Here is an 11,423-nt window from a genome sequence, read left to right on the forward strand (position 1 = left end):
TGCCAAGCTGACGTGGCCGTCAAGGCTTGCGCTTGGCCATTTCGTACACGGTCTTGCCGCGCAGGGTGAAGTACTCGGAAGCGAAATAGAAGTTTTCCGAGTGGCCGACAAACAGCAGCCCGTGCGGCTTGATCAGCGGATGGAATTTCTTCAGTACCGCAAACTGGGTATCGCGGTCGAAGTAGATCATCACGTTGCGGCAGAACAGTGCGTCGAACTGTTTGCGGATCGGCCAGTTGTTGTGCACCAGGTTCAACTGGCTGAAGGTGATCATGCTGCGCAGCTGCGCCTTGGCCTGGTAGGTGCCGTCCGGCAGCTTGTCGAAGTAGCGGCTGGCGTAGCCGGCCGGCAGCTTGGCGATCTTGTCTTCGCTGTAAATGCCCTTGCGGCCAACCTCCAGCACGCTGGTATCGAGGTCGGTCGCCAGAATGCTGATATTGCCGCGGCCGCCGCTGGCTTCCAGCGCGGTCATGGCAATGGAGTACGGCTCTTCACCGGTGGAGGACGCCGCGCACCAGATGTTCACTTCCTGGCCAGCTGGTAGCGTTTTCAGGAAGTCGGCCAGCATGTGGAAGTGGTGTTCTTCACGGAAGAGGAACGTAAGGTTGGTGGTGAGCGCGTTGACGAACAGCTCGAACTCGCGCTTGCCACCGGCGCTTTGCAGGTATTCGATATAGGGGCCGAAGCCGGCCAGTTTCAGCTCGCGGATACGGCGCACCAGGCGGCCGTATACCATGTCTTTTTTGGTTGGGTTCAGCGAAATGCCCGCTTCTTTGTAGATCAGCTGGCGGATGCGCTCGAAATCCTGTTCCGTAAAGGCAAACTCGCGGTTGAACTCCACCTTGGGCAATACGATGGGCGGAATCTTGTTATGCATGACGGTATCTCCGCAAACAAAAACCCGGGCGAACCCGGGTTTTGTACGACAGGCCAGGCCCGGACTTACACCGAGAAGGACGAGCCGCAGCCACAAGTGGTTTGTGCATTCGGGTTGCGAATGACAAACTGCGAACCTTCCAGGCTTTCCTGGTAGTCGATCTCGGCACCTACCAGGTACTGGTAGCTCATCGGGTCAACCAGGAAGGTTACGCCACCGCGCTCAATAGCGGTATCGTCTTCATTGGCGATTTCGTCAAATGTAAAACCGTACTGGAAGCCGGAGCAGCCACCGCCGGTAACGAAAACGCGCAGTTTCAGATCCGGATTGCCCTCTTCGGCTACCAGGTCGCGTACCTTGTCGCAGGCGCTGTCGGTAAAGTTGATCGGGGACGGGGTTTCGGTCGCTGCAGTCATTTCTCTAGCCTTTCGGTGCAAGGACGGGCCGCGCCTAGCGGCCCTTCATCCTAGTATTTTAGTAGGATATCGGGCCGGCTGGCGAGTTTTCAACCATTAGGGCAGCAGGGGTACGATGTCCAGGCCGGCGTTTTCCGGCTGGCCGAACATCAGGTTCATCACCTGTACCGCCTGGCCAGACGCGCCTTTTACCAGGTTGTCTTCCACCACCAGAATCACCAGCAGGTCGCCGTTACCCGGGCGATGCACGGCAATACGGGCGGTGTTGGCGCCGCGTACCGAGCGGGTTTCCGGGCAGCTGCCCGCCGGCAGCACATCGACGAACGGCTCGCCAGCAAAGCGTTGCTCGAACAGCTGCTGGAAATCCACATCGCGGCCTTCCGGCTTCAGGCGGGCATAGATGGTGGAATGAATGCCGCGGATCATCGGCGTCAGGTGCGGCACGAAGGTCAGCTTCACCGGTGCGCCGTGAATGGCAGACAGCCCTTGCTCGATTTCCGGGCTGTGACGGTGGCCTTTCACGCCGTAAGCCTTGAAGTTGTCACCGGCTTCGGCAAACAGGGTGCCTACTTCGGCCTTGCGGCCGGCGCCGGACACGCCGGACTTGCAGTCGGCGATCAGGGTATCGGTTTCGATGTACTGCTTGCCGCCTTCCAGCAGCGGCAACAGGCCCAGCTGTACCGAAGTCGGGTAGCAACCGGCCATGCCGATCAGGCGCGCTTGCTTGATGGCATCGCGGTTGACTTCGGGCAGGCCGTAGACCGCCTCGGCCAACAGGTCGGTGCAGCTGTGCTCCATCGCGTACCACTTGGCGAATACGGCCGGGTCTTTCAGACGGAAATCGGCCGCCAGGTCGATCACCTTCACGCCGGCTTCCAGCAGCTCGCGTGCCTGGGCCATGGCCACGCCATGCGGGGTGGCAAAGAACACCACATCGCACGCCTTCAGATCGGTCTCGTCCGGCGTACTGAACGCCACGTCAACGCGGCCACGCAGGCTGGGGAACATCTCGGCCACTTTCATGCCGGCTTCCTTGCGCGACGTTACCGCCACCACTTCAGCACCCGGATGGTTGGCCAACAAACGCAACAGCTCGACACCGGTGTAACCGGTACCGCCGACAATGCCCACCTTGATCATGCCAGGCTCCTCTGGATATAAAAAAATGTCGCAAAGGCGACATGGTAAGGAGTGCTGCAGCGCAATGCAACCAGCAAAACAGCACGGGTCAGCTGCTGCCAAGCAGGGCTTTTCTGGCTAGGCAAGACAGCCTGCATTGCGGCCAACCTTGGCAGATAACACCCGCGCCAAAAGAAAAAAGCCACCGCGAACGGTGGCTTTTTTTGTCTCGCGACAAGCAGATTAACGCTTGGAGAACTGCTTGCGACGACGGGCTTTGCGCAGACCCACTTTTTTACGTTCCACTTCACGGGCATCGCGGGTAACGAAGCCGGCGTGGGACAGGGTCGGTTTCAGCTCGGCGCTGAAGTCGATCAGGGCACGGGTAATGCCGTGACGGATAGCACCAGCTTGGCCAGTTTCGCCACCGCCGTTCACGTTAACCATGATGTCGAAAGACTCCAGGTGTTCGGTGATTTGCAGCGGTTGACGGATTACCATGCGACCGGTTTCGCGAGCGAAGTACTGGTCAACAGGTTTGCCGTTAACGATGATCTGGCCGGAGCCTTTTTGCATGAACACACGAGCTACGGAGCTCTTGCGACGGCCGGTACCGTAGTAGTATTTACCGTTCATCTATACTTGCCTCGAATCAGAAGTCCAGCACTTTCGGCTGTTGGGCGGCGTGCGGGTGCTCGGTGCCGGCGTATACCTTGAGCTTCTTGATCATGGCGTAGCCCAGCGGACCCTTCGGCAGCATACCTTTAACGGCTTTTTCCAGAACACGCTCCGGGAACTGGTTTTGCAGTTCGGTGAAGTTGCGTTCGTAGATACCGCCCGGGTAACCGGAGTGACGGTAGTACTTCTTGTCCAGTGCTTTGTTACCGGTAACGCGCAGTTTTTCGGCGTTAACGACAACGATGTAGTCACCGGTGTCAACGTGCGGAGTGAACTCCGGCTTGTGCTTGCCGCGCAGACGACGAGCGATTTCGGCAGCGAGACGGCCCAACACCTTGTCTTCGGCGTCGACCACGAACCACTCGCGCTTTACCTCATGCGGCTTGGCAGAAAAGGTCTTCATGGAACTCTTCCATCGTAATTCTTGAAAGTTCCGGATTCTATTACAGCAACACTTTACTGTCAAACCTAAGTCACGATTCAAGGCCTTGTCGGGCAAGGAGAAACCGTTTTTGTCTCATCTGTCTGCAAAAGGCAAAAAAAGAGCGCAATCGGGCTTGCCTGATTGCGCCAAGTTCCACCTATAGAAGGAGGATGGAGGAGACAACACCAAAACGCACACTTTCACGCAACGTCCTGATGTAGCTTGATTATGGAATTGCCCCTGGCCGTTGGCAAGGCAATTTTGTGCATTGCATCAAAAATTGTCGGCCTGACGCTACAATCCCGATGCAATGCACAAAAGCGGGGCCGCTTTACAGCTTCAGCGCGGTTTCCAGCGCGATGTCCATCATGTCGCGGAAGGTAGTCTGGCGCGCCTCGGCGTCGACCGCCTCGCCGGTCGGGATCACGTCCGACACGGTGACGATGCCCAGCGCCCGGGCGCCGTACTGCGCGGCAACACCGTAAATGCCGGCAATTTCCATCTCCACGGCATTCACGTTCATCGCTTTCAGCGTATCCAGCAACTGCGGCTGCACGCCGTAGAACAGGTCGGCGGAGAACACATTGCCCACGTGTACCTTCTTGCCCAGCTCGGCAGCGGTGTCTACCGCGGTGCGCAGCACCTCGAAATCAGCAATGGCGGCGTAATCGTGGTCCAGGAAGCGCATGCGGTTGACCTTGCTGTCTGTGCAGGCGCCCATGGCGATGACGATATCGCGCAGGCCCAGGCGGGCCGCGTCGACCGAGCCGCAGGAACCGATGCGGATGATGGTCTTGACGCCGAAATCCTTGATCAGCTCGGTGGTGTAGATGCTGGCCGACGGGATGCCCATACCGTGCGCCATCACCGACAGGCGCTTGCCCTTGTAGGTACCGGTGTAGCCGAACACATTGCGCACGCTGGTCACCTGTACGGCGTTTTCCAGGTAGGTGTCGGCAATCAGTTTGGCGCGCAGCGGGTCACCCGGCATCAGCACGATGTCAGCGAAGTCGCCGCGTTCGGCGCCAATATGCGGTGTAGCCATGTCAATCTCCCAAATGATGATCGCGGCAGCCGGCCGATACACGGATAAGCGTGAACCTGCCACGCCGGAACGGTGCTCTGCCCGCTGCCGGAGATGGTGTGGCGGCCAACACGTCCGTTCCGGTGCGTGTATGTTGGCCGCAGTCAAATGCTTGCCGGGCTCAGCCCAGGAAGGCGGTGCCGTAATCCATGGCCGGCAGGCCCAGCCAGCTGGCCACGCTCTGGCCGATATCGGCAAAGGTGGCGCGCTCGCCCAGGCTGCCGGGCTTTACCTGCTTGCCGTAGCACAGCACCGGAATATGCTCGCGGGTGTGGTCGCTACCGGGCCAGGTGGGGTCGCAGCCGTGGTCGGCGGTGAGGATCACGATATCGTCGTCGCCCATGGCGGCCAGCAGCTCGGGCAGGCGGGCGTCGAACTGTTCCAGCGCGCGGGCGTAGCCGGCGACGTCGCGGCGGTGGCCGTAGCTGGAGTCAAAATCGACAAAATTGGTGAAGATGATGCTGTTGCCCGGCGTGGTCTTCAGCGCGGCCAGCGTGGTGTCCCACAGCTCGTCCAGGCCGGTGGCCTTGTATTTCTGCGTAATGCCGACGTGGGCGTAGATATCGGCGATCTTGCCCACCGACACCACCTCGCCGCCGGCTTCGGCCAGCTTCTGCAGCACGGTAGGCGCTGGCGGCTCGACGGCCAGGTCCTTGCGGTTGCCGGTGCGGCTGAACTGGCCCTTGCCGCTACCGACAAACGGGCGCGCAATCACACGGCCGATGTTGTACGGGCCCAGCGCCTCGCGCGCAATGCGGCACAGTTCGTACAGGCGCTCCAGGCCAAAGGTTTCCTCATGGCAGGCGATCTGGAACACAGAGTCGGCCGAGGTGTAGAAAATGGGCTTGCCGCTGGCCATGTGCTCTTCGCCCAGGCGGTCGAGGATCTCGGTGCCGCTGGCGTGGCAGTTGCCCAGGTAGCCGGGCAGGCCGGCCTTGGCCACCAGTTCGTCCAGCAGCGCCTGCGGGAAGCTGTTTTGCTTGTCGTGGAAGTAACCCCAGTCGAACAGCACCGGTACGCCGGCGATTTCCCAGTGGCCGGACGGGGTGTCCTTGCCGCTGGACAGCTCGCGGGCGTAGCCGTAAGCCGCCACCGGCGCTGCCGGGTCCATGCCCTCGGGGAAGTAGCCGGACGACAGCTCACAGGCGTGGCCCAGCCCCAGACGGGACAGGTTGGGCAGCTGCAGCGGGCCGCTGCGGCCAACGTTGGCCGCGCCGCTGGCGGCGGCACGGGCGATACTGCCCAGCGTATTGCTGCCTACATCGCCAAACTTGTCGGCGTCGGCACTGGCGCCGATGCCCAGCGAATCCAGTACCAGAATGATGGCGCGTCGGTTTGTCATGGTGTTGCCTCTTCGTGTGGGTGACGCGGGGCATGGCCCGCGCTTTGTCTGTGTTTTTAGCACGCTGGCGGCGGCAAGGACAGTGCCTGCCGGGCCAGGGTGCCGCAAATGAAAAAGGTTGGCCGCATTGCTGCGGCCAACCTTGCAGGACTCAAATAGCCCTTGGCGCCGCTAACAAAATCTCGCAACGCACCTGAGCCAAGGCGCGCCGACGAAGACAGTACAAGTAGTACGGCAAGGAGGCGCAACGCAGGATCAGGGGTTTTGTTGGCGCCGCTTAGTAGCCGCTGTGCTGGGTGATTGCCCCGCCCTGCACCACCGCCTGCAGATTGGCCAGCAAGCCGGAGGCGCCAAAGCGGAAGTGCGCCGGCGTCAGCCACGCCGCGCCCATGATGTCGGCGGCCAGCTGCAGGTAGACCACGGCGTCTTCCAGCGTGCGTACGCCGCCCGCCGCCTTGAAGCCGCAGGCACGGCCGCTGTCGCGGATGGCCTGCAGCATGATGGCCGCCGCCTCCGGCGTGGCGTTCACCGCCACCTTGCCGGTGGAGGTTTTCAGGAAGTCGGCGCCGGCGGCCAGCGCAATGTCGCTGGCCTGACGGATCAGCGCCGGCGTGGCCAGCTCACCGCTCTCGATGATCACCTTCAGCAGTTTGTCGCCGCAGGCGGCCTTGCACGCCGACACCAGCTCACGGCCAACATCCGCATTACCGGCCTGCAGCGCACGCCACGGAAACACCACGTCCACCTCGTCGGCCCCATAGGCGATGGCAGCACGGGTTTCGGCAAGCGCAATCGCCACGTCGTCGTCGCCATGCGGAAAGTTGGTGACGGTGGCGATGCGCACGCTGCCGGCACCGGCGCGGGCCAACGCACGGCGCGCGTGCGGCACAAAACGCGGGTACACGCATACGGCGGCCACCTGGCCGGCGTCGCTACACGCGTTGGCGCACAGCGCCTCGATACTGGCGGCGGTGTCGCCGTCGTTGAGCGAAGTCAGGTCCATCAGCGACAGCGCCAGCTGCGCCTGCAATGTCGGGTCTTGCATGATGCACTCGGATAACAGTGATTGCAGGCCCATCCCGGGCCCGGCGCCGGCAGGCAGGCTGCCGACGAGAACACGCGGCGCGGCCAACGTTGGCCGCCGCCGCTTAGACGCGACGCGCTTCGTGCACGCCGCGCACCTCCATGATGTGGGCCAGCACGCGGCTGATGTCGCGCACCTGGCGCACCTCCACGGTAAAACGCAGCTTGGCTTTCTGCGCCCGCGACAGCGTGTTGACGCCGATCACGTTCAGCTTTTCACGCGAGAACACGTCGGAAATATCGCGCAGCAGGCCGGGGCGATCCAGCGCGTGGATTTCCAGATCAATCGGGAATACGCTGCTCTTCTGCTCGCCCCAGTCGGCGGCAATCAGCCGCTCCGGCGCTTCCGCCGACAAACGCTTGAGGGTGATGCAGTTGCTGCGGTGGATGGAAATACCACGGCCACGGGTGACAAAGCCGGCCACGCTGTCCGGCGGCGCCGGCTTGCAGCACTTGGCCAGGATGGTCATCAGGTTGCCGACGCCCTCGATCAGCACACCGCCGGAATCGTGGCCGCCACGGCTGCGGCGTACCAGGTCTTCCGGCGCCACCTCCAGCGGTTGCTGCGGGGCAAAGCTTTCAATGGCGTTGCTGATGGCGCGGGTGCCCAGCTCGCCGTGGCCCAGCGCGGCGTACAGCTCGTCCATGCGCGAGAAGCCCAGCTTGTCGGCAATCTGCGCCAGGCTGGGTTGCACGTGCTGGTGGCGCGACAGCTCGCGCTCGAACAGTTGGCGGCCGGTCTCGCGCACCACGTCGGCGTTTTGCTGGCGCACGTACTGGCGGATCTTGGCAATGGCGCGGTGGCTCTTCACCCAGCCTTCGTGTAGCCAGTTAACCGACGGGCCGCCCTCTTTGGCGGTAAGGATCTCCACCCGCTGCCCGTTTTGCAGCGGGGTGGACAGCGGCACGATATGGCCTTCCACCTTGGCACCGCGGCAACGGTGGCCGAGGTCGGTATGCAGGCTGTAGGCAAAATCGATCGGCGTGGCGCCGTACGGCAAGGCCAGCACCCTGCCCTGCGGTGTCAGCACGTAAATGGTGTCGGAGAACAGCTCGGTCTTGAAGGCGTCGGCCAGGTCGCTGCGGTCGGAGTCGGACATATCCTCGCGCCAATCCAGCAGCTGGCGCAGCCAGGAGATTTTCTCTTCGTACTGCGCGTCGCCCTTGCCACCTTCCTTGTAGCGCCAGTGCGCGGCCACGCCGAATTCGGCGTGCTCGTGCATTTCGAAGGTGCGGATCTGCACCTCCACACCGCGCCCTTCCGGGCCGATGACGGCGGTGTGCAGGCTGCGATAATCGTTGGCCTTGGGGTTGCTGATGTAGTCGTCGAACTCGCCCGGAATCGGCTGCCACATGCTGTGGATCAGGCCCAGCACGGTGTAGCAGTCTTGCAGGCGCTCCACCAGGATGCGTACGGCGCGGATGTCGTAAAGCTCGGAAAAGTCGAGCTTCTTTTTCTTCATCTTCTTCCAGATGGAATAGATGTGCTTGGGCCGGCCGGCCACATCGCCCTTGATGCCGGCTTTCTTCAGCTCGCCGCGCAGGATGTCCAGCACGCGCTCGATATAGTCGATGCGCTCCAGCCGGCGCTCGTCCAGCAGCTTGGCGATCTTCTTGTAGTTGTCCGGCTCGGTGTGGCGGAAGCCCAGGTCTTCCAGCTCCCACTTGATCTGCCATACGCCCAGGCGGTTGGCCAGCGGCGCAAACAGATCCAGCGTTTCTTGCGCGATCTGGCGGCGCAGGCCGGTGTCGGCTACCTGCGACAGGTAGTGCATGGTCTGCGTGCGCCACGCCAGCTTGATCAGCACCACGCGGATGTCGGCCACCATCGCCAGCAGCATCTTGCGCATGGTTTCGGCCTGGCGGGCACGGTCGTCCGGGGTGGCCAGCTTGTCCAGCCGCGCCACTTCGGTGAGGCGGCGCACGCGGTTGCCGCCCTCCACCAGCGTCAGCACGGTGCGGTTGAACGCTTGCGGCAGCCACTCCTGCCAGTCTTCGCGGTAGTCGGGCACGGCAAACAGCAAGGTGGCGGCGATGGCGTCGGGCAGCAGGTTCAGGTCGGCCACGATGGCGGCGGCGGCCACCGCATGGCTGAACACATCCTCGCCGGTATGCGGCAGCTTCTTGCCGGCGTACAGCTCGCGGGCAGCGTCGAAGGCGCGTTGCAGCATGGCGCGCTCGGCGTCAGTCAGCGCGGCGGACAGCTGGGCCAGCCATACCGCCGGGTCGGCGGCGTCGGCCAGGGTATCGGCGACGGAACGTACTACGGAAACCATCTTTCAATTCACCTTGCGGCCTGGCCGCGTCAGGGTTGGGCTAAGCAGGTACCGCCTGCGGGCGCCTTGCGCGGCAGCCCGGGGCGGCACGGTCAATCAGCGCAGGCCTTGGGCCTGCAACAGCAATTTGCGCACCGGTGCCGGCACGCCGGCGTCCACCGCCTCGGCCAGCGGCAGCCATTGCCAGCCGTCGTCGTGGCAGGCGCTGCCCGCCAGGCTTTGCAGCTGCACCGGCTGCGGGGTAATGGTGAGGCGGAAATGGGTGAAAACATGCACCATTTCCGGCCACGCTGGCAACAGTTCACCGTCGGCGTTGGCCGCCAGCCAGTCGTCTACCGCCAGCGTGCTGTCGAACTCCGGCAGGCTCAGCAAGCCGCCCCAGATGCCGGAAGGAGGCCGCCGCTGCAGCAACACCTGCCCCTGGTACAGCGCCAGCAACATCACGGTTTCGCGCTGCGGCACCGCCTTGCGCGGCTTGCGCTGCGGCAGCTCGGCGGTACGCCCGCTGTTGGCCGCCACGCAGCCGTCCAGCATCGGGCACGCGGTACAGGCCGGTTTGCTGCGGGTACAGACGGTGGCGCCCAGGTCCATCAGGCCTTGGGTATACGCCTGCATGTCGGCCGCCGCGGCCGGCGTCAGCCGCTCGGCCAGCTGCCACATGCCGGTTTCCACCGCCTTGTCGCCGGGGTAGCCTTCCACGCCGAAGCAGCGCGCCAGCACGCGTTTGACATTACCGTCCAGGATGGTTTCGCGCTGGCCAAAGGCAAACGCGGCAATCGCCGCTGCGGTAGAACGTCCCACACCGGGAAGGCGTTCGATATCTGCCCGCTGCTGCGGGAACGCACCGCCAAATTCCTGCATCACCATCTGCGCAGCCTTGTGCAGGTTGCGGGCACGGGTGTAGTAGCCGAGGCCGCTCCACAGCGCCAGCACGTCGTCCACCGGGGCGGCAGCCAACGTGGCCAAGTCCGGGAAACGCGCCAGAAAGCGCGGGTAGTAGCCCAGCACCGTCGCCACCTGGGTCTGCTGCAGCATGATCTCGGACAACCATACCTTGTACGGGTCGCTAACCTGCCACGGCAGGCCATGCCGGCCAAACTGGCGCTGCCATGCCACCAGGCGCGCCGCAAACTGCTTTTCGAGCGTTGCCACTGCGTATGCCATTCAAAATCGAACCGGCCATGTTAAACCAAAGCGCAGCGAGCACCAAGCAGGCCAGGCCCGAATAGGCTAGAATGGTGGATTGATTTCAAAGGATTACCGCACGATGTCCACTTTCCGTTCCCGACAGCGCGCCGCGCAACGCCGCCAGCCCACTTCGTTTGCCGAGCGCAACGCACCACCTGCCGGGAATGACGCACCGCCAGCAGGCCAGGCCGGCCATAACCCCCGTTTTGGCAATGACAGCCGCGGCTTCGACAAACCGCGTGACGGCAACTTCGCCCCGCGTGGCGAGCGTCGTGAAGGTGGCTTCCAGCGCGAAGAACGCAGCTTCGACAAACCGCGCTTTGGCGGCGACAAACCGCGTGACGGCAATTTCGCCCCGCGTGGCGAGCGTCGTGAAGGCGGCTTCCAGCGTGACGAGCGCAGCTTCGACAAGCCGCGCTTCGGCGGCGACAAACCACGTGATGGCAACTTTGCCCCGCGTGGCGAGCGTCGCGAAGGCGGTTTCCAGCGCGAAGAGCGCAGCTTCGACAAGCCGCGCTTTGGCAGCGACAAACCACGTGACGGCAATTTCGCCCCGCGTGGCGAGCGTCGTGAAGGTGGTTTCCAGCGCGAAGAGCGCAGCTTCGACAAGCCGCGCTTCGGCGGCGACAAACCGCGTGACGGCAATTTCGCCCCGCGTGGCGAGCGTCGTGAAGGTGGTTTCCAGCGCGAAGAGCGCAGCTTCGACAAACCGCGCTTCGGTGGCGACAAACCGCGTGATGGCAACTTCGCCCCGCGTGGCGAACGTCGTGAAGGTGGCTTCCAGCGTGAAGAGCGTAGCTTCGACAAGCCGCGCTTCGGCGGCGACAAAGCGCGCGACGGCAACTTTGCCCCGCGCGGCGAGCGTCGCGAAGGTGGCTTCCAGCGCGAAGAGCGCAGCTTCGACAAGCCGCGCTTCGGCGGCGACAAACCGCGCGA

The 11,423-nt window shown here is 63.2% G+C and carries 10 protein-coding genes and 1 pseudogene; 1 reads left to right on the forward strand and 10 read right to left on the reverse strand.

Annotation, left to right across the window (positions count from 1 at the left end):
* Positions 1-19 precede the first annotated feature (19 nt).
* The 10 genes from FLQ03_RS07045 to mutY form a co-directional block, all read right to left on the reverse strand.
* Positions 20-877 (reverse strand): CheR family methyltransferase, encoded by an 858-nt coding sequence (locus tag FLQ03_RS07045; RefSeq protein WP_144373250.1) that lies wholly within the window; start codon positions 875-877, stop codon positions 20-22.
* A gap of 65 nt (positions 878-942) precedes the next feature.
* Positions 943-1,293, reverse strand: coding sequence for an iron-sulfur cluster insertion protein ErpA (erpA, locus tag FLQ03_RS07050; protein ID WP_144373251.1), 351 nt, complete (start codon positions 1,291-1,293; stop codon positions 943-945).
* Positions 1,294-1,389: 96 nt separating this feature from the next.
* Positions 1,390-2,433: an N-acetyl-gamma-glutamyl-phosphate reductase gene (argC, locus tag FLQ03_RS07055; protein WP_144373252.1), complete on the reverse strand. Its 1,044-nt coding sequence runs from the start codon at positions 2,431-2,433 to the stop codon at positions 1,390-1,392.
* A 222-nt stretch (positions 2,434-2,655) separates the two neighbouring features.
* Positions 2,656-3,048, reverse strand: a complete 393-nt coding sequence (gene rpsI, locus FLQ03_RS07060; RefSeq protein ID WP_017509911.1) for a 30S ribosomal protein S9 — start codon at positions 3,046-3,048, stop codon at positions 2,656-2,658.
* A 16-nt stretch (positions 3,049-3,064) separates the two neighbouring features.
* The gene (gene rplM / locus FLQ03_RS07065; protein WP_144373253.1) at positions 3,065-3,493 is read right to left on the reverse strand and encodes a 50S ribosomal protein L13; all 429 of its coding nucleotides are present in this window, start codon (positions 3,491-3,493) and stop codon (positions 3,065-3,067) included.
* 352 nt (positions 3,494-3,845) lie between these two features.
* A complete protein-coding gene (gene deoD / locus FLQ03_RS07070) occupies positions 3,846-4,559 on the reverse strand; it encodes a purine-nucleoside phosphorylase (RefSeq protein WP_144373254.1) in 714 nt (237 codons plus the stop codon).
* A gap of 160 nt (positions 4,560-4,719) precedes the next feature.
* Entirely contained in the window at positions 4,720-5,940 is a 1,221-nt protein-coding gene (locus FLQ03_RS07075) for a phosphopentomutase (protein WP_144373255.1), read from the reverse strand.
* 277 nt (positions 5,941-6,217) lie between these two features.
* Positions 6,218-6,985: a deoxyribose-phosphate aldolase gene (gene deoC, locus FLQ03_RS07080; RefSeq protein WP_170252337.1), complete on the reverse strand. Its 768-nt coding sequence runs from the start codon at positions 6,983-6,985 to the stop codon at positions 6,218-6,220.
* Between the two features lie 103 nt (positions 6,986-7,088).
* On the reverse strand, positions 7,089-9,299 hold the full coding sequence (locus FLQ03_RS07085; RefSeq protein ID WP_144373257.1) for a RelA/SpoT family protein: 2,211 nt from the start codon (positions 9,297-9,299) through the stop codon (positions 7,089-7,091).
* 96 nt (positions 9,300-9,395) lie between these two features.
* Positions 9,396-10,451, reverse strand: a complete 1,056-nt coding sequence (gene mutY, locus FLQ03_RS07090; protein WP_240802217.1) for an A/G-specific adenine glycosylase — start codon at positions 10,449-10,451, stop codon at positions 9,396-9,398.
* 115 nt (positions 10,452-10,566) lie between these two features.
* Here mutY and FLQ03_RS07095 point away from each other — a divergent pair.
* Positions 10,567-11,423 (forward strand): annotated as a pseudogene (locus FLQ03_RS07095) (THUMP domain-containing protein); the annotation flags it as partial.

This window comes from Vogesella urethralis (genome assembly GCF_007644045.2).
Classification (GTDB): domain Bacteria; phylum Pseudomonadota; class Gammaproteobacteria; order Burkholderiales; family Chromobacteriaceae; genus Vogesella; species Vogesella urethralis.

Excerpts from the sequence above, each read along its gene's own strand:
- FLQ03_RS07045 (WP_144373250.1), bottom strand. The coding sequence starts at position 877 with ATGCATAACAAGATTCCGCCCATCGTATTGCCCAAGGTGGAGTTCAAC.
- erpA (WP_144373251.1), bottom strand. The coding sequence starts at position 1,293 with ATGACTGCAGCGACCGAAACCCCGTCCCCGATCAACTTTACCGACAGC.
- argC (WP_144373252.1), bottom strand. The coding sequence starts at position 2,433 with ATGATCAAGGTGGGCATTGTCGGCGGTACCGGTTACACCGGTGTCGAG.
- rpsI (WP_017509911.1), bottom strand. The coding sequence starts at position 3,048 with ATGAACGGTAAATACTACTACGGTACCGGCCGTCGCAAGAGCTCCGTA.
- rplM (WP_144373253.1), bottom strand. The coding sequence starts at position 3,493 with ATGAAGACCTTTTCTGCCAAGCCGCATGAGGTAAAGCGCGAGTGGTTC.
- deoD (WP_144373254.1), bottom strand. The coding sequence starts at position 4,559 with ATGGCTACACCGCATATTGGCGCCGAACGCGGCGACTTCGCTGACATC.
- FLQ03_RS07075 (WP_144373255.1), bottom strand. The coding sequence starts at position 5,940 with ATGACAAACCGACGCGCCATCATTCTGGTACTGGATTCGCTGGGCATC.
- deoC (WP_170252337.1), bottom strand. The coding sequence starts at position 6,985 with ATGCAAGACCCGACATTGCAGGCGCAGCTGGCGCTGTCGCTGATGGAC.
- FLQ03_RS07085 (WP_144373257.1), bottom strand. The coding sequence starts at position 9,299 with ATGGTTTCCGTAGTACGTTCCGTCGCCGATACCCTGGCCGACGCCGCC.